The sequence below is a fragment of the Streptomyces sp. NRRL B-1347 genome (genome assembly GCF_000720325.1).
Classification (GTDB): domain Bacteria; phylum Actinomycetota; class Actinomycetes; order Streptomycetales; family Streptomycetaceae; genus Streptomyces.
The window spans coordinates 64,662-87,681 of record NZ_JOJM01000002.1 but is presented as its reverse complement, the minus strand read 5'-3'; the positions used below and the strand labels follow the sequence as shown (position 1 = coordinate 87,681).

General features: G+C 70.5%; 16 protein-coding genes. 9 read left to right on the top strand and 7 right to left on the bottom strand.

Going from position 1 to position 23,020, the window contains the following annotated elements; translation table 11 throughout:
* The first annotated feature begins 186 nt into the window (after positions 1-186).
* Entirely contained in the window at positions 187-708 is a 522-nt protein-coding gene (locus IG74_RS0101905; RefSeq protein WP_234334178.1) for a hypothetical protein, read from the top strand.
* 143 nt (positions 709-851) lie between these two features.
* Here the strand turns inward: IG74_RS0101905 and trhA are convergent, their stop codons facing one another.
* Positions 852-1,604, bottom strand: a complete 753-nt coding sequence (trhA, locus tag IG74_RS0101900; protein ID WP_030668418.1) for a PAQR family membrane homeostasis protein TrhA — start codon at positions 1,602-1,604, stop codon at positions 852-854.
* Between the two features lie 240 nt (positions 1,605-1,844).
* On the opposite strand from trhA, the gene IG74_RS0101895 reads away from it, so the two are divergent.
* The gene (locus IG74_RS0101895; protein WP_030668416.1) at positions 1,845-3,695 is read left to right on the top strand and encodes a phosphoenolpyruvate carboxykinase (GTP); all 1,851 of its coding nucleotides are present in this window, start codon (positions 1,845-1,847) and stop codon (positions 3,693-3,695) included.
* A 67-nt stretch (positions 3,696-3,762) separates the two neighbouring features.
* Here IG74_RS0101895 and IG74_RS0101890 read toward each other — a convergent pair whose 3' ends face one another.
* The gene (locus IG74_RS0101890; protein WP_030668413.1) at positions 3,763-4,170 is read right to left on the bottom strand and encodes a hypothetical protein; all 408 of its coding nucleotides are present in this window, start codon (positions 4,168-4,170) and stop codon (positions 3,763-3,765) included.
* A 110-nt stretch (positions 4,171-4,280) separates the two neighbouring features.
* Positions 4,281-5,492 carry a pyridoxal phosphate-dependent aminotransferase gene (locus tag IG74_RS0101885; RefSeq protein WP_030668411.1) on the bottom strand — a complete coding sequence of 404 codons (1,212 nt, stop codon included), beginning with the start codon at positions 5,490-5,492 and terminating at the stop codon, positions 4,281-4,283.
* A 259-nt stretch (positions 5,493-5,751) separates the two neighbouring features.
* On the opposite strand from IG74_RS0101885, the gene IG74_RS0101875 reads away from it, so the two are divergent.
* The gene (locus IG74_RS0101875; RefSeq protein WP_030668408.1) at positions 5,752-6,669 is read left to right on the top strand and encodes a S1 family peptidase; all 918 of its coding nucleotides are present in this window, start codon (positions 5,752-5,754) and stop codon (positions 6,667-6,669) included.
* A gap of 23 nt (positions 6,670-6,692) precedes the next feature.
* Here the strand turns inward: IG74_RS0101875 and IG74_RS0101870 are convergent, their stop codons facing one another.
* Together IG74_RS0101870 and IG74_RS0101865 are read right to left on the bottom strand one after the other, a co-directional pair.
* On the bottom strand, positions 6,693-8,306 hold the full coding sequence (locus IG74_RS0101870; RefSeq protein ID WP_030668405.1) for an N-acyl-D-amino-acid deacylase family protein: 1,614 nt from the start codon (positions 8,304-8,306) through the stop codon (positions 6,693-6,695).
* A 150-nt stretch (positions 8,307-8,456) separates the two neighbouring features.
* Entirely contained in the window at positions 8,457-9,782 is a 1,326-nt protein-coding gene (locus IG74_RS0101865) for an alanine racemase (RefSeq protein WP_051854442.1), read from the bottom strand.
* A 217-nt stretch (positions 9,783-9,999) separates the two neighbouring features.
* Between IG74_RS0101865 and IG74_RS0101860 the strand changes: the two genes are divergently transcribed.
* From IG74_RS0101860 to IG74_RS0101845, 4 genes are all read left to right on the top strand, one after another.
* Positions 10,000-11,169 carry a sugar kinase gene (locus IG74_RS0101860; RefSeq protein WP_078868501.1) on the top strand — a complete coding sequence of 390 codons (1,170 nt, stop codon included), beginning with the start codon at positions 10,000-10,002 and terminating at the stop codon, positions 11,167-11,169.
* The gene (locus IG74_RS0101855; protein WP_030668398.1) at positions 11,166-11,930 is read left to right on the top strand and encodes an IclR family transcriptional regulator; all 765 of its coding nucleotides are present in this window, start codon (positions 11,166-11,168) and stop codon (positions 11,928-11,930) included. Before IG74_RS0101860 ends, IG74_RS0101855 begins: the two co-directional genes overlap by 4 nt.
* Positions 11,927-12,346 (top strand): RidA family protein, encoded by a 420-nt coding sequence (locus tag IG74_RS0101850; RefSeq protein ID WP_030668394.1) that lies wholly within the window; start codon positions 11,927-11,929, stop codon positions 12,344-12,346. Before IG74_RS0101855 ends, IG74_RS0101850 begins: the two co-directional genes overlap by 4 nt.
* 209 nt (positions 12,347-12,555) lie before the next feature.
* Positions 12,556-14,064: a gluconate:H+ symporter gene (locus IG74_RS0101845; RefSeq protein WP_030668391.1), complete on the top strand. Its 1,509-nt coding sequence runs from the start codon at positions 12,556-12,558 to the stop codon at positions 14,062-14,064.
* A gap of 520 nt (positions 14,065-14,584) precedes the next feature.
* Here IG74_RS0101845 and IG74_RS0101840 read toward each other — a convergent pair.
* A complete protein-coding gene (locus IG74_RS0101840) occupies positions 14,585-15,928 on the bottom strand; it encodes a M14 family metallopeptidase (protein ID WP_030668388.1) in 1,344 nt (447 codons plus the stop codon).
* A gap of 289 nt (positions 15,929-16,217) precedes the next feature.
* Between IG74_RS0101840 and IG74_RS0101835 the strand changes: the two genes are divergently transcribed.
* Positions 16,218-17,549, top strand: a complete 1,332-nt coding sequence (locus IG74_RS0101835; protein ID WP_030668385.1) for an Nramp family divalent metal transporter — start codon at positions 16,218-16,220, stop codon at positions 17,547-17,549.
* Positions 17,550-17,597: 48 nt separating this feature from the next.
* Here IG74_RS0101835 and IG74_RS0101830 read toward each other — a convergent pair whose 3' ends face one another.
* Entirely contained in the window at positions 17,598-18,644 is a 1,047-nt protein-coding gene (locus tag IG74_RS0101830) for a chitinase (RefSeq protein WP_030668382.1), read from the bottom strand.
* A gap of 1,599 nt (positions 18,645-20,243) precedes the next feature.
* Here IG74_RS0101830 and IG74_RS0101825 point away from each other — a divergent pair.
* Positions 20,244-22,949 (top strand): LamG domain-containing protein, encoded by a 2,706-nt coding sequence (locus tag IG74_RS0101825; protein WP_234334186.1) that lies wholly within the window; start codon positions 20,244-20,246, stop codon positions 22,947-22,949.
* The last annotated feature ends 71 nt before the right edge of the window (positions 22,950-23,020 follow it).

Below are 23,020 nucleotides of genomic sequence, written 5' to 3'. Positions count from 1 at the left end.
GATTGTCCTGCTTCTGTCACGGCAGGGGCGGGGCGGCCACCTTGTGCTCCTTGTGTGACCATCGGCGTGATACCAATACGGGCGTCGCAGTGGCGTAAGGAGCCGCTGTGAATGTTTGGCATCGTTCTGTCAGTTGGCCCCAGCACATGGGGCACCGGGGGAGAGGTACTCACCGCAGTGAACCGCATGACGCGTACGACCGCCGCAGCCCTGGGCACGGCCGGGCTCATCACCGCCGCCCAGCTCGGCCTCGCCGGCACCGCCTCCGCGGCGGGTGACGCCACCCAGCGCACCGCGTCCGCCGACAAGCCGAGCAGCGCCGCGCCGTTCGCCAAGGCGACCAGCTCCGGCTGCCCGATCGACATCGTCTACACGTCCCGCTTCTACATCGGCCAGGGCGGCTGGGTGACGGGCAACGGCCTGTACTTCGGCATCAAGAACAAGAGCAACAAGAAGTTCTCGAACGTCAAGTTCACCGTCACCAACGTCAAGAACATCCGCTTCGGCCGGGCGACCGCCAAGGGCGGCAAGATCACCCACAAGACGTCGCGGTCCATCACCGTCTACGACAAGTCCTTCAGCGGCAAGGCCAAGCTGGGCGTCCAGGTCCGCACCCGCCTGCTGAACAAGAACAGCTACAAGGTGAAGTTCCAGGTCCGGGGCAACGGCTGGAACTGCGCCGTGAACCAGGGCACCTGGGGCAACTAGCCCGTAAGCGACACCGGGGTTCGAAAGGCGGCGGCCTTTCGAACCCCGGTTTTCGCGTTTCAGGGGAGGCGCAGAAAAGAGGGCCGCGACATCAGTCGCGGCCCTGTGGCGTCGAGGAGTGAGCCCGCCCCCCCCGGGGGGCGTCAGGCGTGCTGGTAGGCGACCAAGGAGATGCCCACGTAGTGCACGGCGAACGCGGCGAGGGTGAAGGAGTGGAAGACCTCGTGGAAGCCGAACCAGCGCGGTGAGGGGTTGGGGCGCTTGAAGCCGTAGACCACGCCGCCCGCGCTGTAGAGCAGGCCGCCGACGATGACCAGGACGAGGACCGCGATCCCGCCCGCGCGCATGAAGTCGGGCAGGAAGAAGACGGCGGCCCAGCCCATCGCCAGATAGCAGGGCGTGTACAGCCAGCGCGGGGCGCCCACCCAGAAGACGCGGAACACGATGCCCGCGGCGGCCGCGGCCCAGATGCCCCACAGCAGCCACTGGCCCTTGGCGTCGGGCAGCAGGAGCATGGTCAGCGGGGTGTACGTGCCCGCGATGATCAGGAAGATGTTGGCGTGGTCGAGGCGGCGCAGGACGCGGTCCATGCGCGGCGACCAGTCGCCCCGGTGGTAGAGCGCGCTGACGCCGAACAGCAGGCAGGCCGTCAGGACGTAGATCCCGCAGGCGACGCGGCCGCGGGTGGAGTCGGCGAGCGCGGTCAGGAAGAGGCCGGACACCAGCACTGCGGGGAACATCCCGGCGTGCAGCCAGCCGCGCAGCTTGGGCTTCACCGGGCGCACGGCCGCGGCGACGGGTTCGAGGGCTGCGGCGGCGATCTCGCCGGCGGGGACGGCGGGGCCGGAGCCACCTGCGGCCGAACTCGTGATCGCGTCGGGGACGGGAGCGGTCATGCGCCGCATCGTACCTACGGAACCGTAAGTTACGTATCAAAGCGGTGAAATCCCATCCTACAAGTGGCCATGCTCACTCCGCTCACGTGTGAAGCCCTCTGGACAGATGCGCAACAGGGACGGATGATCAAATGAGTGCGGTCGGCACCGGATGAGCGCCAGAAGATCGAAATGCAGTGAAGCGTCCGGGTCGCAGCCCCCACGGGGCCCCAACCTAAAACCCCTCGTATAGGAGCAATCGTGGCGCGCGATATCGCGGCTCCCTCTTCCTTGCAGTCCTCGCAGTCCGCGGGCACCGTCCCCACCAACCACCAGGGGCTCATCTCCTGGGTGAACGAGATCGCCGAACTGACCCAGCCGGACAGCGTGGTCTGGTGCGACGGTTCCGAGGCCGAGTACGAGCGCCTGGCCGAGGAGCTCGTGGCCAAGGGAACCTTCAAGAAGCTGGACCCGATCAAGCGGCCGAACTCCTACTACGCGGCCTCCGACCCCACGGACGTCGCCCGCGTCGAGGACCGCACCTACATCTGCTCCGAGAAGGAGGCGGACGCGGGGCCGACGAACCACTGGAAGGACCCGGCGGAGATGCGGGACGTCTTCGCGGGGGAGAAGGGGGTCTTCCGCGGCTCCATGCGCGGCCGGACCATGTACGTCGTGCCCTTCTGCATGGGCCCGCTCGGCTCGCCGCTGTCCGCGATCGGCGTCGAGATCACCGACTCGGCGTACGTCGCCGTGTCCATGCGCACGATGACCCGCATGGGCCAGCCGGTCCTGGAGGAGCTGGGCTCCGACGGCTTCTTCGTGAAGGCCGTGCACACCCTGGGCGCCCCGCTGGAGCCCGGCCAGGCGGACGTCCCCTGGCCGTGCAACTCCACGAAGTACATCTCGCACTTCCCGGAGTCGCGCGAGATCTGGTCGTACGGATCCGGCTACGGCGGCAACGCCCTGCTCGGCAAGAAGTGCTACGCCCTGCGCATCGCCTCGGTCATGGCCCGCGACGAGGGCTGGCTCGCCGAGCACATGCTGATCCTGAAGCTCACGCCGCCGCAGGGCGAATCGAAGTACGTGGCCGCGGCCTTCCCGTCTGCCTGCGGCAAGACCAACCTCGCCATGCTGGAGCCCACGATCTCCGGCTGGACCGTCGAGACCATCGGCGACGACATCGCCTGGATGCGGTTCGGCGAGGACGGCCAGCTGTACGCGATCAACCCCGAGGCGGGCTTCTTCGGCGTCGCGCCCGGCACCGGCGAGCACACCAACGCCAACGCCATGAAGACGCTGTGGGGCAACAGCGTCTTCACCAACGTCGCCCTGACCGACGACGGCGACGTGTGGTGGGAGGGGATGACCGAGGAGACCCCGGCGCACCTGACGGACTGGAAGGGCAACTCCTGGACGCCGGAGTCCGGCACCCCGGCGGCGCACCCGAACGCCCGCTTCACCACGCCCGCCGCACAGTGCCCGATCATCGCGCCCGAGTGGGAGGACCCCAAGGGCGTGCCGATCTCGGCGATCCTCTTCGGCGGGCGCCGCGCCTCCGCGGTCCCGCTGGTCACCGAGTCCTTCACCTGGAACCACGGCGTCTTCCTCGGCGCGAACGTGGCCTCCGAGAAGACCGCCGCGGCCGAGGGCAAGGTCGGCGAGCTGCGCCGCGACCCGTTCGCCATGCTGCCGTTCTGCGGGTACAACATGGGCGACTACATGGCCCACTGGGTCGACGTGGCCAAGGGCAAGGACCAGTCCAAGCTGCCGAAGATCTACTACGTGAACTGGTTCCGCAAGAACGAGGCGGGCAAGTTCGTGTGGCCCGGCTTCGGCGAGAACAGCCGCGTCCTGAAGTGGATCGTGGGCCGTCTGGAGGGCACCGCCGAGGGGGTCGAGACGCCCATCGGCGTCCTGCCGACGCCCGGGTCCCTGGACACGGACGGGCTCGAACTGCCCGCGGCCGACCTGGAGTTCCTCCTCACCGTGGACAAGGAGGTCTGGCGCGAGGAGGCGGCCCTTGTGCCCGAGCACCTCAACACCTTCGGTGACCGTACGCCGAAGGAGCTGTGGGACGAGTACCGGTCGCTGGTCGCGCGCCTGGGCTAATGCCCTCTTTCCCACCCGCCCACCCGTGCTGCCCCTGAGGGGAGCGGGTGGGCGGGGCTGGGGAAGGTCAGGCTCCGACCAGTTCTGTGGCCTGGGCGTGGGCTTCCATGCGGTGGGCGGCCAGGATCGCCGCCCCCGTGTCGGCGCGGGACGCGGCGACCACCAGGGCCCGGCCCGCCAGGGCGTGGGCGCGCTGGTGCAGGGCGGACAGATGCGGCTCGTGGATGGCGGCGGCGACCGCCGAGCGGACCGGCGGCAGGCCCCCGCGCAGGCGGGCGACCTGGGCCGCGAGGCGCTCGGCCGCGGCGTCGAGGGCGGGGTCGGGGGCGAGGGCGCGGAGCTCGTCGGTGACGGCGAGCAGTGCGGCGAGGTGCCCGGCGAGCTGGATGTCCAGCTCCTCCTCGCGGCTGCGGTGCGGGAAGTCGCCCGGGTCGGCCATCGTGTGGACCGACTTGGCGCGGATCGGCTCGTACATGGGATGGGTCTCCAAGCTGTCGAGTACCCATCGTAGCTCTTGATTTAGATTATGTCTAAAGTTGAGTCCGATCTTGGGCGGGGTCCGTACCGGGCCCCGCCCGTGCCGCGCTACGGCTGGCTGTAGCCGTCCAGGAACGTCCCGATCCGGGTCACCGCCTCCGCCAGGTCCGTCGCCGTCGGCAGCGTGACGATGCGGAAGTGGTCGGGCTCGGGCCAGTTGAAGCCGGTGCCGTGGACGACCATGATCTTCTCGGCCCGCAGCAGGTCGAGGACCAGCTGCCGGTCGTCCTTGACCTTGAAGACCTTCGGGTCGAGGCGCGGGAAGAGGTAGAGGGACCCCTTCGGCTTCACGCAGGTCACACCGGGGATCTGGGTGAGCAGGTCGTACGCCGTGTCCCGCTGTTCGAGCAGGCGGCCGCCCGGCAGGACGAGGTCGTTGATGGTCTGCCGCCCGCTGAGGGCGGCGACCACGCCGTGCTGCCCCGGCATGTTCGCGCACAGGCGCATGTTCGCGAGGATCGTCAGGCCCTCGATGTACGAGGTGGCGTGCGCCTTCGGGCCCGATACGGACATCCAGCCGACGCGGTACCCGGCCACGCGGTACGCCTTCGACATGCCGTTGAAGGTGAGCGTCAGCAGGTCGGGGGCGAGGGCGGCGGTCGGGGTGTGCCGTGCGCCGTCGTAGAGGATCTTGTCGTAGATCTCGTCCGAGCAGACGAGCAGGTTGTGGCGGCGGGCGATGTCGGTCAGGCCGCGCAGGACCGCCTCGTCGTAGACCGCGCCCGTCGGGTTGTTCGGGTTGATGATCACGAGCGCCTTGGTGCGGTCGGTGACCTTGCGCTCGACGTCGGCGAGGTCGGGCATCCAGTCCGACTGCTCGTCGCAGCGGTAGTGCACGGCGGTGCCGCCGGACAGCGAGACCGCGGCCGTCCACAGCGGGTAGTCGGGCGCCGGGACCAGGACCTCGTCGCCGTCGTCGAGCAGGCCCTGCATGGCCATGACGATCAGTTCGGAGACGCCGTTGCCGATGAAGACGTGCTCGACGTCGGTCTCGATGCCGAGGGTCTGGTTGTGCATCACCACGGCGCGGCGCGCGGCGAGCAGGCCCTTCGCGTCGCCGTACCCGTGCGCGTCGCCGACGTTGCGGAGGATGTCCTCCAGGATCTCCGGCGGGCACTCGAAGCCGAAGGCGGCGGGGTTGCCGGTGTTGAGCTTGAGGATGCGGTGACCTGCTGCTTCGAGCCGCATCGCCTCCTCGAGCACGGGGCCCCGGATCTCGTAACAGACGTTGGCGAGCTTGGTCGACTGGATCACCTGCATGCCCCCGAGCCTATCTCTGGCGGGGGCGCCTTGGACGGTGGGAGCTCGGGTGGGGCAGGTGTTCTCTTGGGTGCGGGCCGTCTCGGGCTGGTCGCGCAGTTCCCCGCGCCCCTTCGGGCGCTTCCGCGTGGGGGCGCTTTCCGGAGTCGGCCTTACATGGTCTTGTTCCCGGGGGCTGGGTGGCTCAAGAATGCGCATGACAAAACTGGGGGGTCGGCTGGTCCCCCGGTCGTGCAGTCATTCCAGAGGGGACCCCCACATGAACAAGCCTCTCGTCGGTGCCGTCTTCACCGCGCTGCTCCTCGGCGCGACGGCGTTGCCCGCGGCCGCCGTTACCAACGAGGCGCCCACGGCCGACAAGCAGGTGGCACGGACGCAGCCCGTCGCCGACACGAAGGCCGAGGTCAAGGCCAAGGTCAAAGCCAAGGCCGTGACCTTCGCCGGCACCGTGGCGCTCAGCAACTGCTCCGGCTCCGTCGTGCGCGTGCCCAGCTCGCAGCCCACCGACCGCGCGCTCGTGATGTCCAACGGCCACTGTCTGGAGACCGGCTTCCCGGGCCCGGGCCAGGTCATCGTCAACCGCGCGTCCACCCGCAGCTTCACGCTCTTGAACGCCGGCGGCGGCAACGCGGGCACCGTGCGCGCCAGCAAGATCGCGTACGGCACGATGACCGACAACGACGTCTCGCTGTACGAACTGACCAGCACCTACCGCGACATAGAGAGCCGCTACGGCATCAAGGCCCTTGAGATCGACTCCGCGCGGCCCACGGCGGGCCGGGCCATCACCGTCGCGTCCGGCTACTGGAAGCGGATGTACAAGTGCAACATCGACGGCTTCGCGTACCGCCTGAAGGAGGGCCAGTGGACCTGGAAGGACTCGGTCCGCTACACCTCCGCGTGCCAGACGATCGGCGGCACCTCCGGCTCGCCGGTGATCGACGACCAGACCGGCAAGGTCGTGGCCCTGAACAACACCGGTAACGAGGACGGTCAGCGCTGCACCGACAACAACCCCTGCGAGGTCGACGAGAACGGCAAGGTCACCGTCCGCCAGGGCATCAACTACGGCCAGCAGACGTACACCATCGTCCCCTGCATCGGTGCCGGCAACAAGGTCGACCTGAACCGGCCGGGCTGCACCCTGCCCAAGCCGGCGGCGGCCGCGCGCCGCTGACTCGGGCTTGAGCACCGCGTGAACTAGGCGGTGCGGCGCACGGCGCGTCCCGCGATGACGTCCGTGCGCCGCCCGTCCTCGATCACGAACTTCCCGTCGATGAGGACGTGCGGAATGCCCACGGGCGCCGTGCGCGGCGCGTCGAACGTCGACCCCGCCGCGACCGTCTCCGGGTCGAAGAGGACCAGGTCGGCGCGGTAGCCCTCGCGCACGTACCCGCGGTCGGGCAGCCGGAGCCGGGTGGCGGCCCGCGAGGTGAGGTGCGCGACGCACTCCTCCAGTGACAGCACCCCCAACTCCCGTACGTACTTGCCGAGGTACTGCGGGAACGTCCCGTACGCGCGCGGGTGCGGCTTGTAGCCCTGCAGGATGCCGTCGCTGCCGCCGGTGTGGACGGGGTGCCGCATGATCGCGCGGACGTTCTCCTCGTGGCCCACGTGCTGGAGGATCGTCGAGCCGAGGCGGTCGTTGAGCAGCAGCCGCCGCGCGGTGACCCACGGCTCCTCGCCGCGCATGTCGGCGGAGCGCTGGATGGTCTTGCCGACGCAGGACGCGAGCCCCGGGTCGGACACCCCCGAGATCTCGATGGTGTCCCACTCGATGGGCACGCCGTGGCAGCCGTCGGAGCCGATGACCTCCATGTGGTGCCGGATGCGCTCGGCGGTCTCGTTGTCCCGGAGCCGGGACAGGATCGCCTCGGGGCCGCCCTCGCTCGCCCAGCTCGGCAGCATCGCGACGAGCGTCGTACAGCCCGGTGTGTAGGGGTAGGTGTCGAGCGTGATGTCGGCGCCGCCGTCGAGCGCCTCGTCGAGGAGCGCGAGCAGGTCCGGGGCCTTGCCCTTGTTCACGCCGAAGTTCATCGTGGCGTGCGCGAGGTGCAGCGGGCACCCGGCGGTCCGGGTCAGCTCCACCATCTCGCGGTACGCCTCCAGGGCGCCCGCCCCGTAACTGCGGTGGTGGGGGCAGTAGTAGCCGCCGTACGAGGCCACGACGCGGCACAGCTCGGTGAGTTCGGCGTCCTTGGCGTACATGCCGGGGGTGTAGGTCAGGCCCGAGGACATGCCGACGGCGCCCTGCTCCATGCCCTGGGCGACCAGCTCCTTCATCCGCGCGAGGTCGGCCGGGGTCGCGTCCCGGTCCTCCCAGCCCATCGCGTACATCCGGACCGTGCCCTGCGGGATGAGGTACGCGGCGTTGACGGGGATGCCGCGGCCGCCGTGCGCGCGGTCCAGGCGGTCCAGGTACTCGCCGACCGAGCGCCAGTCGAAGTCGATGTCGCTGCCGTCGCCGTTCCAGCCGGTGATCGCCTGGCGGACCTCGGCGAGGGTGCGGTCGTCCACGGGCGCGTACGACAGGCCGTCCTGGCCGATGACCTCCAGGGTGACGCCCTGGGCCGCCTTCGCGCTGTGGTCCGGGTCGCGGAGCAGGGCGAGGTCGCTGTGCGCGTGCATGTCGATGAAGCCGGGCGCGAGGGCGAGGCCCCGGGCGTCCAGGACGCGGGTCCCCGTGGGGCGGGGGCCCGCCTCCCCCTCGCGGTGGATCTCTGTGATCCGTCCGTCCTCCATCGCCACGTCGGCCGCGTACGCGGCGTCGCCGGAGCCGTCGATGACGCGCGCTCCGCGGATGACCAGGTCCATGGGGTGCCTCTCTGGTGGGTGCGGGTGGGTGGTCCCTCGCGGGGCGCCCCAGACCCGCCCCTTCCCGAACCGGGGCTCCGCCCCGGACCTCGCTCCTCACACGCCGGAGGGGCTGGATCAAGGGGTGGGTCAGGGGCGTCCCGCCGCGGGCTAGAAGTACGTGCGGATGTAGTCCGTGACCGTTCCGTCCGCCTCGACCAGGGGGATCAGCTGCCACTTGTCGAAGGACGTACAGGGGTGGGAGAGCCCGAGGCCGAGCCAGTCGCCGACCTCCAGGTCGGCCTCGGGGGAGGTCCGCACCCATCCGTGCTGGTCGGAGAGGGCGTGCACCTCCACCCCTGTCGCGGCCCGCTCCACCCCGCCCCGGCGCACCGCCTGCGCCTCGGGCAGATCGAGGTCGTACGCCGCGTCCCGCTTGCCCGTGTTGATGAAGGCCTGCTCCGCCGACGGCCGCGACACGACCTGGGCCCACAGCCGGAAGGCGGGGTGCAGCGCCCCCTCGTCGGGCACGCGGTTGAAGGGCGTGAGGTGCCGGTAGTGCCCGTCGTCGTGGGAGACGTAGGCGCCGGAGCGCAACAGCTTCAGGACGGGCAGGGTGAGCTGCGGGACGTCGGCGAAGACGTCGGCGACCGCGTCGAACCAGGCGGAGCCCCCCGCGCTGATCACGACCTCGTCGAGCCCGCCCGCCTTGAACCGCCCCGCCGCGTCGAAGTCGGCGGCGAGCGAGACGAGCCGCCGCAGATAGGCCCGCACCCGCTCGGGCGTGGGGTCCGGCACCTCGCCCTCGTACCCGGCGACCCCGACGAGCCGCAGCGTGCCGGTGGCCGCGACGGCGTCGGCGACGGCCGCGCAGTCGGCCTCGGTACGGGCGCCGGTGCGCGCGCCCTCGCCCGCGGCGAGCTCGACGACCACGTCGACGGGGCGCCCCGCCCCGGCGTCGCGCAGCGCGGCGTCCATCAGCTCGACGCCGCGCACGGAGTCCACGTAACAGAGGAAGCGGAAGTCCGCGTCGTGCGCCAGCTCCTGGGCGAGCCAGCGCAGCGCGGGGGCGTCGACCAGCTCGTTGGCCAGGAAGATCCGCTGGATGCCGAACTCCCGTGCCACCCGCACCTGGTGGGGCACGGCGAGCGTGATGCCCCAGGCGCCGTGCTCGATCTGACGCTGGAACAGGCGCGGCGCCATGGAGGTCTTGCCGTGCGGCGCGAAGGCGAGGCCGTGGCGGGTCGCGTACTGCTCCATGAGCGCGAGGTTGTGTTCGAGGCGCTCGGCGGAGAGGGCGAGGACGGGGGTGGTGAAGCCGTCCGTGAAGAGGTTGCGGCGCTGGGCCGCGAGCTCGCCGACGGTGAGGCCCGCGGCGTCGGGCGGCAGTCCCTTGAAGCGGTGGTCGACCCGTTCCTCGGCCAGCCCTGCGAGCGCGGTCGCGGCGCGTTCCGCGGGCGTGCCGGAGGGTGCGGCGGCGGGCGTGTCGGCGGCCATGGGCGCCTCCTCAGAGATGCGTTGCATATACTGCAACGTTCATTGCGTATGTCGCTTACTGCTGTCTAACATCCGAGCCAACGCCGGGTCAACGGATCCGGGCCCGGTCCCCTGACCGGGGCTCACCCCGGCTCCCGGGCCTTCGGGGCCCGCCGATCCGGGCTCCCACCCGGCCGTCGAGCGTGCGGCGAACGACGAACGAAGGGCTGACACGAGCGTGACCGGAGCAGACCGAGACGCGACCGAGGCCGCGACCGGCGAGGTGCCCGAGGGCGGGACTGCCCCTGGAGCCCCGGCCGGTGCTTCCCGCGGCGCGGACGGCGGTGCCGCGGACGGCGGCTTCGACGTCGTCACGCTCGGGGAGTCCATGGTCACCTTCCTGCCCACGCGGCCGGGACGGCTCGCCGACGTGCCCGCCTTCGAGCGGGGCATCGGCGGCGCCGAGTCCAACGTGGCCTGCGCGCTCGCCGCCGCCGGGCACCGCGCCCGCTGGGTCAGCCGCGTCGGGGCCGACGGCTTCGGCGACCACCTCGTCGACGCCATCGGGGCGTACGGAGTCGACACCTCCGCCGTCGGGCGCGACCCGCGCAGGCCCACCGGCATCTACTTCCGCACCGCCGACGACCGCGACGCCGTCGCCCACGAGGTCGTCTACTACCGGGCGGGCTCCGCGGCCTCGGCGATGTCGCCGCGGACGCTGACCGCCGACGCGCTGTGGTGCGGACGCGTCCTGCACCTGTCGGGCATCACCGCCGCCCTCTCCGCCGACTGCCTCGCGCTCGTGCGGGACCTGTGCGAACGGCCGGCCGGACGGCACCGCCGCTCGCTCGTCTCCTTCGACGTCAACCACCGCCCCGGACTGTGGCCCGAGGGCGGCCGCAGCCCCGCCGTCCTGCTCGACCTGGCGCGCGGCGCCGACCTCGTCTTCGTCGGCGTCGACGAGGCCGCGGCCGCCTGGCAGCTCACCGGAGGGCCCGCGGCCATCCGCGCCGCCCTCCCCGAACCCGCCCAACTCGTCGTCAAGCAAGGGGCCGAGGGCGCCACCGCCTTCGTCACCGACCCCGAGACCGGGCGCGACACCGTCACCTTCGTCCCCGCCCTGCGCGTCGACGTCGTCGCCCCGGTCGGCGCCGGTGACGCCTTCGCCGCCGGATACCTGTCCGGCACCCTGCGCGGCCTGGCGCCCGAGCGACGGCTGCGGCACGGCCACCTGATGGCCGCCGCCGCCCTCACCGTGCCGGGCGACCTCGCCACGCCCCCCGCGCGCGAGCACGCCGACGCGCTCGCCGCCCTGGACCCCGCCGCCTGGGAGACACTGCGCCTTGGCCCCGGCTGGACGGCAGAGCCGCGCCGTCCCGGGGCCGCCGAGGAGGTACGTACGCCATGAGCCAGACCGTCGACCGAGCCCTGACGATCCTGCCCCTGCTCGCCGAGGGACCCGCCGACCTGGGGCAGGTCGCCGACCGCCTCGGAGTGCACAAGTCCACGGCCCTGCGCCTGCTGCGCACGCTGCACGAACACGGCCTGGTCTTCCGCCAGTCCGACCAGCGCTACCGCCTGGGAGCGCGGCTCTTCGCGCTCGCCCAGGAGGCCGTCGAGCACCTCGACGTCCGCGAGATCGCCCACCCCCACCTCCTCGCGCTCAACGAGAAGTGCGGCCACACGGTCCACCTCGCGGTGTACGAGGAGGGCGAGGTCGTCTACATCGACAAGGTCGAGAGCCGCTATCCGGTACGGATGTACTCGCGCATCGGCAAGTCCGTCGCCATCACCGTCGCCGCGGTCGCCAAGCTCCTGCTCGCCGACTTCCCCGAGAGCGAGCGCCGGGTGATCGCCGAGAAGCTCGACTACCCCACGTACACGTCCCGTTCGACGCCCAACGCCGCCGCCTTCCTCAGGGAGCTGGCGCTGGTGCGCGAACAGGGCTGGGCCACCGACCTCGGTGGCCACGAGGAGTCCATCAACTGCGTCGGCGCGCCCATCAGGGGCGCGGACGGCCGCGTCGTCGCCGCCATGTCGGTGTCCGCGCCGAACGTCGTCGTCACCGCGGAGGAACTCCTCACCCTGCTCCCGCTGGTGCGCCGCACGGCGGAGGCGATCAGCCGGGAGTACTCCGGCAAGGCCCCTATCAAGGAAGCAAGTTCATGAGCGAGAACACCCAGAAGACCGCGATCACGCCCTCCACGCACACCACCCCGCCCGCGAAGTTCTCGCACGGCGTGAAGAAGGGCAACATCCTCCAGGTCGCCGGGCAGGTCGGCTTCCTCCCCGCCGAGGAGGGCAAGGCCCCGACCCCGGCCGGCCCCACCCTGCGCGAGCAGACCCTGCAGACCTTCGCCAACGTCAAGGCCGTCCTCGAAGAGGGCGGCGCCACCTGGGACGACGTGATGATGATGCGCGTCTACCTCACGGACGTCGACCACTTCGCGGAGATGAACGAGATCTACAACCAGTACTTCGAGGAGCAGGGCCTCAAGGCCCCCGCCTCCGCCCGCACCACGGTCTACGTGGGCCTGCCCAAGGGCCTCCTCATCGAGATCGACGCGCTGGCCGTCCTCGGCTGAGCCCGCTCGGCACCGGCCGAGCCCGTCAGCGCCGCCGAGCCCGCGCTGAACCTCCGACGCCGCGGCCGCGGGCCCATCCCCGCCCGCGCCCGCCGCGCCGGACACCCCCCACCGCACGTCTGTCGTCACGGAGCGGCGCCCGCCACCCACGGGGCGCCCCACCGCGATCCCCCCTGCCCAGAAAGCCCCATGCACTTACGAGGTCAACGATGTCCCCGTTCGCCCCCTCGGGCTCCGCCGGAGCCCTCACCGCGCTCGCCGCCTCCGACCCGCCGCAGCCTCCGCACACCGGTGGCCTGATGGCCCTGATCGACGGCACGGCGGGACTGCTGACCGTCGCGGCCCTCGGCATCCTGCTCCTGCTCTTCCTGATCATCAAGGTCAGGCTCCAGCCGTTCGTGGCGCTGCTCGCGGTCTCGATAGCCGTCGGACTCGCCGCGGGCCTCTCGGTCACCGAACTCTTCGGCACCGTCCAGAAGTCGGACGCGGTCTCGCTCATCGAGAGCGGCATGGGCGGCATCCTCGGCCATGTGGCGATCATCATCGGCCTCGGCACGATGCTCGGCGCGATCCTCGAAGTCTCCGGCGGGGCCGAGGTGTTGTCCCGGCGCCTGCTCGACCTCTTCGGCGAGAAGCGCGCCCCCGTGGCCATGGGCCTGACCGGCCTCATCTTCGGCATCCCGGTCTTCTTCGACGTCGGCATCTTCGTCCTCGCGCCGATCGTGTACGCCGCCGCCAAGCGCAGCGGCAAGTCGATCCTCCTGTACTGCCTGCCGCTGCTGGCGGGCCTGTCCATGACGCACGCCTTCCTGCCCCCGCACCCCGGGCCCGTGGCGGCGGCGGGGCTGCTGAAGGTGGACCTCGGCTGGGTCATCCTCATGGGCGTCGTCTGCGGCGTCCCGGCCGTGCTCGCGGCCTGGGTGTTCGCCGCCTGGATCGGCAAGCGGATCTTCGTCCCCGTACCGCAGGACATGCTGGAGGCCTCCGAGGAGGCGAAGGCGGCCGTCGCCGAGGAACAGCGCGCGCAGGGCCTGACCCCGACGGAGGAGCCGGTCGCGCTGAGCACCGTCTTCCTGATCATCGGCACCCCGCTGCTTCTCATCCTGCTCGCGACGTTCTCCTCGATCGCCTTCGACCCGTCCACGCTCCGCAGCGTCATCGAGTTCTTCGGCCACCCCTTCGTCGCCCTGACGATCGCGCTCCTGATGGCGTACTACCTGCTCGGCATCCGCCGCGGCTGGTCCCGCAAGTCCCTGGAGACGGTGTCGACGGCGTCCCTCAAGCCCGTCGGCAACATCCTCCTGGTGGTCGGCGCGGGCGGGGTCTTCGGCGCCGTGCTCAAGGGCAGCGGGGTCGCGGGCGCCCTCGCCGACACCTTCAACGACGTGGGCCTGCCGGTCATCGTCCTCGCCTACCTCATCTCCCTGGTCCTTCGCGTGGCCCAGGGCTCGGCGACGGTCGCGATCGTCACCACGGCGGGCATCGTCGCCCCCCTGCTCGCCGAGGGCGACTACTCCAACGCCTTCACCGCCCTGGTCATCATGGCCATCTCCGCGGGCTCGATCTTCGCCTCGCACGTCAACGACGGCGGCTTCTGGATCGTGGCGAAGTACTTCGGCATCTCCGAGCGCGACACCCTGAAGACCTGGACGGTCCTGGAGTCGGTCCTCTCGGTGGCGGGCTTCGCGGTCGCGGCGCTGGTGAGCCTCTTCGTATAGCCCACCGCGCACGGGCCCTTCGTGCGGCCCGCCGCGTGGCCGACGCGGAGCGGGGGCACCCGGCGGATCGCCGAGTGCCCCCGCTCCGGCGCCGTTTCACGGCTGGCGCGGTACCGCGCCTTCCTGGCCCGGCCGCCGAACCGGCCGTGCCTGATCGTTACGCCGCCGGCTCAGCACCCGCAGCGGGCGGCGCATCCCGCAGCAGCGGCCCGCCCGGGAACCGGTGGTCGCCGCCGCCCTGGCGACGTCCGCCGCCAGGGCGAGCACCACTCCTGTCACCGCGCCGACAGCGGCCAGCGCGGCTCGCCGCCGCGAGGGTCCTGGGGACGCCGAGAGCATCGAAAGCATGGAGGACACAGCGCGCACAGAGCACTTCCTCTCCGTAGTCCGGTCAGCGGGTGATCCGCTTTTGTGATCACCCGCCGAGAGGCTGCGCCTGAACTGCCCCGATATGCATGTGGCGCCGGGAATCAACCCCTGTGAGTGATCAATAAGGACCCCAGGGGCTACGCGTGCCAGGTCACTGGCCGGAGCAGTACTGCTGTTCCTTCCCGATCGAGCGGTACATACAGTCCGAGTTCTCCAGGAGTTGCAGCACCGCGTCCCGGTTGCGCGAGGTCTCGCGCTCGATGACCTCGTCGGGCGGGTAGAAGCCGCCGCCGCCGGACCTCGGGTACATCTCGAAGGTGTAGCCGAAGATCTTCTGGCTGCCCCAGAGGTAGTCGTCGATGGTGCCGTCCGTGATGTACAGGTCGCTGGACTGCTCGGGCGTGTAGCCGTTGCTCGCGGCCATCTTGCGGCCGACGGTGGCGAAGGCGTCGTGGTCGTCCTGGGTAAGGCCGGGCGCCGTGTCGTTGTACGTGTAGCCGTACGGCCACAGGACCAGCTCGCTGTACGTGTGGAAGTCGATGCCCGCCTTGATCTGCTGCTTGCCGCCGACGACCCGGCTGCGCACGAAGTCCGCGACGACCTTGACCTCGGGTGCGGACTCGGGGGCGCGGCCGCGGTAGGTCTCGGAGCCGGGGGTGCCCGAAGAGCCGCCGCAGCAGCCCCACTTGAAGTTCCAGTTGCGGTTCATGTCGGTGCCGGTGGCGCCGCCCGGGTTGGGCTGCCGGTTCAGGCGCCAGCTGCGGTAGGAGCCGGTGGCGATGTCGTACTCGCCGCCGTCCGGGTTGAGGTCCGGCACGATCCAGATCTCGCGCTCGTTGAGCATCTTGGTGACGCGCGCGTCGCTGCCGTAGCCCGCGCCGAACTCGCGCAGCAGATAGAGGGCCATCTCCACCGTCAGGTGCTCACGGGCGTGCTGGTGGTGGGTGAAGAGGACCTCGGGCTCGTTCTCGTCCGTGCCGACGTTGTCGCTGATCTTGATGGCGACGATGTCGCGGCCCTGGTACGACTTGCCGATCACGCGCTTGCTCATGATGTTCGGGTACTGCTGGAGCCGCTGGTCGATCTCCGCGTTCATCTCCGCGTAGTTGTGGTAGCGGGAGTCGGCGGGCGGGAAGTCCCGCACCCGCACCGGCCCGTCGCCCGTGCGCTCGGGCGGCCCAGCCAGCGCCTTGAGCGTGTACCCGAGCGCGCGCAGCTTCCTGGCCTGGGCCGCGTTCGCGGAGACGACGACCCCGTGGTCGTCGGCCTCGTCGATGGACACGCCCGTCGCGGCGAGCGTCGTGCGGGCCGCGCGCGTGGCGGGGCCGGGCACGGAGTACTGGCGGATCTCGTCCTCGGCCGCGGCGGCGGCCGCGGCCTTCCTGGCCGAGGGGGACGAGCTGTCGGACGCGTTGGCGCTGAGGGGCGCCGCGACCGCGAGGGCGAGCACGGCCGCGAGAGCGGCTGATCTCTTTCCGCGTATGCGAAGTCGCATGAATGCTCCTGTGGGGGTGGGGGTGGTGCATTGCGACGCATGTGGTGCGGGTGGCACGAGCGCGCGGGGTGCCGGGTGGGCACGGCCCGTGCTGGCCCATGGTCCTGGGATGGCATGTTCTGGTCAACATGTCTTTGAGCCGACTGTGCGGTGGCCGTGCGGTGCCTGTGTGCGGGCCGTCCGGCGGCCGCGTGCCGCCCGCGCGGCCGGAGCACGCGCCTCCCGCGTCCCACGGTCCGCTGCCGTACGACCCCTTGTGCACCGGGCGTCCGTGCGCTTTCTTGATCGCATGGCCGAAACCAAAGGTGGACCCATCACTGGCGGGGACGTCGCGTCCGCGCCCCGCAAGTCCAGTTGGAAGTACATCGGTCCGGGCATCGTCGTCGCCGCCACCGGGGTCGGCGCGGGCGACCTGGTGGCCACGCTGATCGCGGGCAGCAACTTCGGCTACACGCTGCTGTGGGCCGCCGTCATCGGCTGCGTTGTGAAGATCTCCCTCGCGGAGGCGGCGGGCCGCTGGCACCTGTCGACGGGCCGCACGCTCTTCGAGGGCTGGGCCGGCCTCGGCCGCTGGACGACGTGGTTCTTCGTCGTCTACGTCGTGGTGTGGGGCTTCGCGTACGGCGCGGCCGCGATGTCCTCGTCGGGCCTGCCGCTCCAGGCCCTGTTCCCCGACGTGATGGACCTGAAGTGGTGGGCGGTGCTCACCGGTGTGGTGGGCCTGGTCTTCGTCTGGTTCAACAAGTACGACGTGTTCGAGAAGGTCATGACGGTCCTGGTCGGCGTGATGTTCGTGGTCACGGTGTACCTGGCCGTCCGCGTGACCCCGAACCTGGGTGACGCCGTCGCGGGCCTCCTCCCCGTCCTGCCCGACGAGAAGGACTCGGTCCTCAACACCCTCGGCCTCATCGGCGGTGTCGGCGGCACCATCACGCTGGCCGCGTACGGCTACTGGGTGAACGCCAAGGGCTGGACGAACACGGGCTGGATGAAGGTGATGCGCCTGGACAACCGCGTCGCGTACATCACCACCGGGATCTTCGTCGTGGCGATGCTCTTCGTCGGCGCGGAGCTGCTGCACTCGGCGAACGTCGCCCTCGCGAGCGGCGACAAGGGCCTGGTCCAGCTGAGCGACATCCTGGAGAAGGAGTACGGCACCGCCACCGCCAAGCTCTTCCTCATCGGCTTCTTCGCCACGTCCTTCACCTCGCTCATCGGCGTCTGGCACGGCGTGAGCCTGATGTTCGCGGACTTCGTGGAGCACTACCGCAAGTCCCGCACGGGCGCGGACGGCGCTGCCGGGTCCGGCGCCGAGGTCGCCTCCGGCGCCCGCGAGCGTTCGCTGCCCTTCCGCGCGTACCTGCTCTGGCTGACCTTCCCCCCGATCGTCCTGCTCTTCCAGGGGCAGCCGTTCCGCCTGATCATCATCTACGGAGTCCTGGGTGCGGCCTTCATGCCCTTCCTCGCCCTGACCCTGATCTGGCTGCTCAACTCGTCCCGCACGCCCGCGGAGTGGCGCAACGGCTGGATCAGCAACGGCATGCTGGCGATCGCGGGCCTGCTGTTCCTGGTGCTGTGCGTCAAGCAGATCACGGACCAGGACTGGAGCAGCTTCTTCTGATCCGCGGGGGTACCGCGGCGCCGCGGCACCCCCGGAGGTGGGTCCGGGTTACGGCAGGCCGTGGACGTGCGGGCCCACGGCGTTGGACCACGCGTTGCCGTTCAGGGCGTCCCAGTTGGTCGACCAGGTCATGGCGCCGCGGATGCCCGGGTAGGTCTTGGACGGCTTGAACGAGCCGCAGCCGGTGCCGCGGGCCAGGCAGTCGAGGGCGTTCTTCACGACGGTCGGCGAGACGTGGCCGGAGCCCGCCCCGCGCGGTGACGCGGGCGTCCCGATGCCCACCTGGGACGGCGCGAGCCCGCCCTCCAGCTGGATGCAGGCGAGCGCGGTCAGGAAGTCCACGGACCCCTGGCCGTAGACCTTCCCGTCGCAGCCCAGCATCGCCCCGCTGTTGTAGTACTGCATGTTGACGACCGTGAGGATGTCCTTCACGTTCAGGGCCGTCTTGAAGTACGCGTTGGACGTCGACTGCATGTCGATGGTCTGCGGCGCCATGGTGAGCACGAGCCCTGGCCCGGCCTTCTGGGCGAGGGACTTGAGGGCCTGCGTCATGTAGGTGGCGTTGAGCCCGTTCTCCAGGTCGATGTCGACGCCGTCGAAGCCGTACTCCCGCATGAGCGCGTACACGGAGTTGGCGAAGTTGCCCGCGGCGGCCGAGCTGTTCACGGACACGCTTCCGCGCTCGCCCCCGACCGAGACGATCACGGACTTCCCGGCCGCCTGCTTGGCCTTGATGTCGGCCTTGAACTGGGCGACCGTGTACCCGCCGAGCCCGGCGGAGTCGAGGTTGAAGGTCACCTGCCCCGGCTGCCCGGTGGCGTCCGCGAAGGCGACGGCGATGATGTCGTACTGGTCCTGCACCTGGCTGAGCCGCTGCACGGTGGCGCCGTTGTTGAAGTTCTGCCAGTACCCGGTGACGGCGTGCTTGGGCACGGCCCGTGTCTGCGCCCCGGCGTCCCGCGCTCCGGCGTCCCGGGCGTCGGCGCTCCCGGCGCCACCGGTCGATAGCCCGGCGACCGCGAGCCCGAGCGCGGCCAGCATCCCGGCGAGAACACTGCTCTTCCTTCTGCGTGCGCGTATGCCTGCGCGGTCCACTTCTGCCTCCGGTGGGGGGAGGGCCCGTACGGGCCGGAAGGGGGCGGTGGCCACCGCTGTTGCCTGGTCGTACAAGCTGGTCCAGACCAATCTGGTTGTCAAGGGGGTGCGCAGCGTGAGCCCCGGCGGCCTCGCGTGGCTGATTCCGTATGGCCGTGTCGGCTCTCGGATCGGGTTGTGACGTCGCTCTGGCAAAGAATGCACGCCTCAAACCGTGGATCGCGGCTGTTTCGGAAATGGCGTGTTCGTGACGTTGCCTTGCGGTGCCGTTTGCGCAGCGTGGTGAGCGCGTGACGCCAGACGGGGAGAGTGCACGTCAGCGGACGCTCAAGTTCCGCTCACTTTCGCCCTGTTGGGGTTGCACAGCTTTCTGAATTTGTGGCGCGGTTCACATTGACGCCGGGAACTCGTCGGGCGTTAACTCTCTCCACCTGCAAACTGTGAAGTTTTCGTAACTCTGGGGTGGGGACTGTGGAGTTGAGGTGGGGGCAGAGCCATGCCCGAAAACGAAGAGGGTCACGACGCGTCATCGGGGGAGTGTCGGCGACGGCGCTCCTCCTGTCGCTGCTGCCTGCGGTCGCGCTCGCCCTTCCCGGAGGCGAGGCGCACGCCTCGGCGCCGACCGGGCCGCTGACGGAGCGGACCGCGTCACAGCGCGCGGCGGCGACGGGCGAGCCGGTCGAAGTCACGTCGGAGCGCACCGAGTACACGACGACGATGGCGAATCCTGACGGCTCGTTCGTCATGACCCAGTCGACGGAGCCGCAGCGGGCCCGCGGCGAGAGCGGCGCGTGGCGCGACATCGACGTCACGCTGGAGAAGCGTGCCGACGGCACCGTCGGGCCGAAGTCCGCCGTGGTGGACCTCGCCTTCTCCGGCGGCGGCAGCGGATCCGGACTCCTTGCCCTGGGCACGAAGGGCCAGCGGCTCAAGCTGGGCTGGCCGGCCGCCCTGCCCGAGCCGACCCTCGACGGTGCGACCGCCACGTACGCGGACGTGCCGGTCAAGGGCGTGGACCTCCAGCTGACGGCGACGGCCGAGGGCTACCGCGAGGTCCTCGTCGTCAAGTCGGCCGAGGCCGCGGCGAGCCCCGAGCTGGAGAAGGTCAGGCTCACCGCGCGCGGCGAGGGCCTGAGCGTGACTCCCGGCGAGGGCGGCGGGCTGCGGGCGGTCGACGCCGACGGCAACGCCGTGTTCCGCGGGCCGTCCGGGCAGATGTGGGACTCCGCGGGCGACACCGCGACCACACCCGCGCCCGCGACCCGCAAGGGCCTGCGCGCGATCGCCCCGGAGGACCGTCCCGCGGCGAAGAGCGCCACCGACGACCCGGCGCAGCCCGGCCAGGGCGACGCGACCGCGGATCTGCCCGTGACCGTCGGGGACGGCGCGGTCTCCGTGACCCCCGACCTGGACCTGCTGCGCGGCAAGAAGACCGTGTACCCGGTCTTCATCGACCCCTCGGTGGGCCTGGGCCTGTCCGAGTGGACGAAGCTGTCGTCGGACGGCGACAAGTTCTGGAAGTTCAGCGAGCCCAAGGGCGTCGGCCGCTGCGGCATCGCGGACGGGTACTACTGCGACCTGGGCGGCTACACGGACCGGATGTACTTCGAGTTCGGCGCCTCCAAGCTCGCCGGCAAGCACGTCCTGGACGCCACGTTCCGCGCGTACGAGACGTGGTCGTTCAACTGCCAGCCGCACTGGATCGACCTGGAGCGCACGGACAACATCTCCGAGGGCACGCGCTGGCCGGGCCCGAAGCAGCTCGACCAGATGGGCGACCGGTACGTGTCGGCGGGGCGCGGCAATCTCTGCAGCCCGGAACAGCCCAACTCCTGGATCGAGTTCAACGACAACCCGGACGAGAAGGACGAGAACCTCACCTCCACGGTGCGCTCCCTCGCCAACGGCAAGATCTCGCGCCTCACGCTGATGCTGCGGGCCAAGGACGAGGGCGAGCCGCGGGCCTGGAAGCGGTTCGACAACAACGCGGAGCTCAAAGTCTGGTACATGCACAAGCCGGGAGTGCCGACGTCGGTCGGCGCCATCCCCGGCACGGGCAACGGCAAGGCGCAGTGCCGCCCGGCGAAGGACCCGGTGACCGTCACGGTGGACAAGCCGACGCTCCGGGCCCGGGTGCAGACCAAGGTCGAACAGCACCAGGGAGAGGAAGAGGGCTCCCTCCAGGCCGAGTTCGTGATGCAGCGCTCCAGCACGGACACGACGTCGGGTTCGTGGGACGAGGTCTGGAAGGACTACAAGCCGGACTCGGGCTGGGACCCGGACGGCACGACGGAGGAGATCACCACCACCAACCGGGCGGACGGCGGCCTGTACCGCTTCAAGGCGCGCACCCAGTCGCACTGGGTCTACGGCGGCAAGAAGGGCGACCTCTTCTCCCCGTACTCGAAGTGGTGCTACCTGCGGATCGACTCGACGGCGCCCAAGGAACCGATCATCGAGTCGTTCGCTCCGTACCGCGAGTGCACCACCAACAAATGTGACGCTCACGGCGGCCCGGGGAAGAGCGGCATCTTCTTCTTCAAGCCGAACAAGGCGGACAAGGACGTGAAGCAGTACCGCTGGCGGTTCCTGACGTCGGAGGCCGATGCCACCAGGACGGTGTCGGCGCCGAACAGCGAGATGACGACGGTCCCGGTCAGACCCGGCCTCGCGGGCACCCAGACCCTGTCCGTGGAGGCCAGTGACCTGAAGAAGGACAAGGAGGGCCGGGTGCGCTGGGGCCCGCCCGCCGAGTTCGTCTTCAAGGTCGGCGCGGCCGACGGCACGACCGGACGGTGGCGCTTCGACGACGCCGGTCCGGGGTCCGGCAAGACCGTCGCGAACGACACCGGGAAGGTCGGCAGCCGCCACGACATCGTGAGGCGCGACGAGGCCGCCACCGACTGGTCGACGTTGGGCCGCCGGGGCGCCGGAGACTATTCGCTGCGCCTGAACGACAACCAGAGCGACCCCGACAAGCAGGTCGGCTACGCCTCCACGGACGGCGTCCCGGTCAACACACAGGGCTCCTTCACGGTGTCTGCATGGGCCTACCTGACCGACGACAAGTCCAACCGCGTAGTGCTGTCGGCACCGGGCGAGCACGGCTCGGCCTTCACGCTCTACTACTCGTCCGCCCTCAAGAAGTGGGTGTTCAACCGAACCGACCAGGACAAGGACGGACCCGTATACATCCGTTCCACGGCCGACGCGGAGAACCCGCCGCTGAAGGTCTGGACGCATCTCGTCGGCGTCTTCGACACGCAGGACAACGCTGACAAGAAGGACGACACCCTCCAGCTCTTCATCAACGGTCGTGCCCAGGGCAAGCCGGTGGTGCTCGCGGACGAGGCGTCCACGTACACCCCCTGGACCGCCGACCGGAACATGATGGTCGGGCGCTCCAAGGTGGGCGGTTCGTACGCCGAGTACTTCCTGGGCCGGATCGACGAGGTCGCGACGTGGCAGCGGCCGCTGGAGCCGGACGAGATCCGCGAGGAGAACCGTCTGGAGCGCGCCGGCCTGCCCACCAACGAACTCGTCGGGCACTGGGACGCCACCATCTCCTCCGGAGGCCAGGTCGTCGAGAGCCCGGAGGACCCGGGCGACCCGTCCAGCGCCGCCTTCCCCTACCGCCGGGGTCCACTGGACCTGTCCGACTCCGGCGCCCGCCTGACCGGTGAGGACGCCACCTCCCTCGTCCTGGACGGCAAGAGCGGCTACGCCAAGGCCGGGGGCCCCGTCGTCGACGAGACCGGGTCGTTCACCGTCTCGGCGCGGGTGCGGCTGACCAAGTCCGAGTTCGCGGGCAAGGACGTCGGCTACCGGGCGCTCGTCGCCGGGCAGGCCACGCCGGCCGGCAAGGAGTCGTCGTGGGCGCTGTGGGTGGAGAAGGTTTCCGCCGACGCCTACCAGTGGAAGTTCGGACGCACCGCGGTGAATGCCGACGGCAAGGTCGTCGCGACGGCGGTCGCACCGGCCGAGGACACGATCGGTGAGAAGGAGTGGGACACCTGGGTCGACGTGACCGGGGTCTTCGACGCCGGTCTCGACTTCACGGACGACGAGGGCGATCAGCGCTTCGGCGTGGCCCGTCTCTACGTCGGCCGGTTCGCCCAGCAGGGCGAGGACGACGCCGGGCTCGCCAGGGCCCAGCAGGGTGACGGCGCGCTGACGGTGGGACGTGGATCCGCTCAGGGCAAGACCGGCCACTACCTGCCGGGCGACCTCGCGAAGCTGCGCGTGTGGGCCGGCGCGATGAACCGGGAGCAGGTCACCGACCAGATCGCGGAGCCCTCGACGTAGGCCGTCAGGGCCTCGTAGGCCGACAGGGCCTCCCTTGCGGCCCTCTCTTCTCCCTCACTGGTTTCGAAGGC

Coding starts and splice junctions, on each gene's coding strand:
- IG74_RS0101840 (WP_030668388.1), bottom strand. CDS start 15,928: ATGCGACTTCGCATACGCGGAAAGAGATCAGCCGCTCTCGCGGCCGTG.
- IG74_RS0101855 (WP_030668398.1), top strand. CDS start 11,166: ATGAGCCAGACCGTCGACCGAGCCCTGACGATCCTGCCCCTGCTCGCC.
- IG74_RS0101875 (WP_030668408.1), top strand. CDS start 5,752: ATGAACAAGCCTCTCGTCGGTGCCGTCTTCACCGCGCTGCTCCTCGGC.
- IG74_RS0101825 (WP_234334186.1), top strand. CDS start 20,244: ATGTACTTCGAGTTCGGCGCCTCCAAGCTCGCCGGCAAGCACGTCCTG.
- trhA (WP_030668418.1), bottom strand. CDS start 1,604: ATGACCGCTCCCGTCCCCGACGCGATCACGAGTTCGGCCGCAGGTGGC.
- IG74_RS0101885 (WP_030668411.1), bottom strand. CDS start 5,492: ATGCAGGTGATCCAGTCGACCAAGCTCGCCAACGTCTGTTACGAGATC.
- IG74_RS0101870 (WP_030668405.1), bottom strand. CDS start 8,306: ATGGACCTGGTCATCCGCGGAGCGCGCGTCATCGACGGCTCCGGCGAC.
- IG74_RS0101835 (WP_030668385.1), top strand. CDS start 16,218: ATGGCCGAAACCAAAGGTGGACCCATCACTGGCGGGGACGTCGCGTCC.
- IG74_RS0101905 (WP_234334178.1), top strand. CDS start 187: ATGACGCGTACGACCGCCGCAGCCCTGGGCACGGCCGGGCTCATCACC.
- IG74_RS0101850 (WP_030668394.1), top strand. CDS start 11,927: ATGAGCGAGAACACCCAGAAGACCGCGATCACGCCCTCCACGCACACC.
- IG74_RS0101890 (WP_030668413.1), bottom strand. CDS start 4,170: ATGTACGAGCCGATCCGCGCCAAGTCGGTCCACACGATGGCCGACCCG.
- IG74_RS0101865 (WP_051854442.1), bottom strand. CDS start 9,782: ATGGCCGCCGACACGCCCGCCGCCGCACCCTCCGGCACGCCCGCGGAA.
- IG74_RS0101845 (WP_030668391.1), top strand. CDS start 12,556: ATGTCCCCGTTCGCCCCCTCGGGCTCCGCCGGAGCCCTCACCGCGCTC.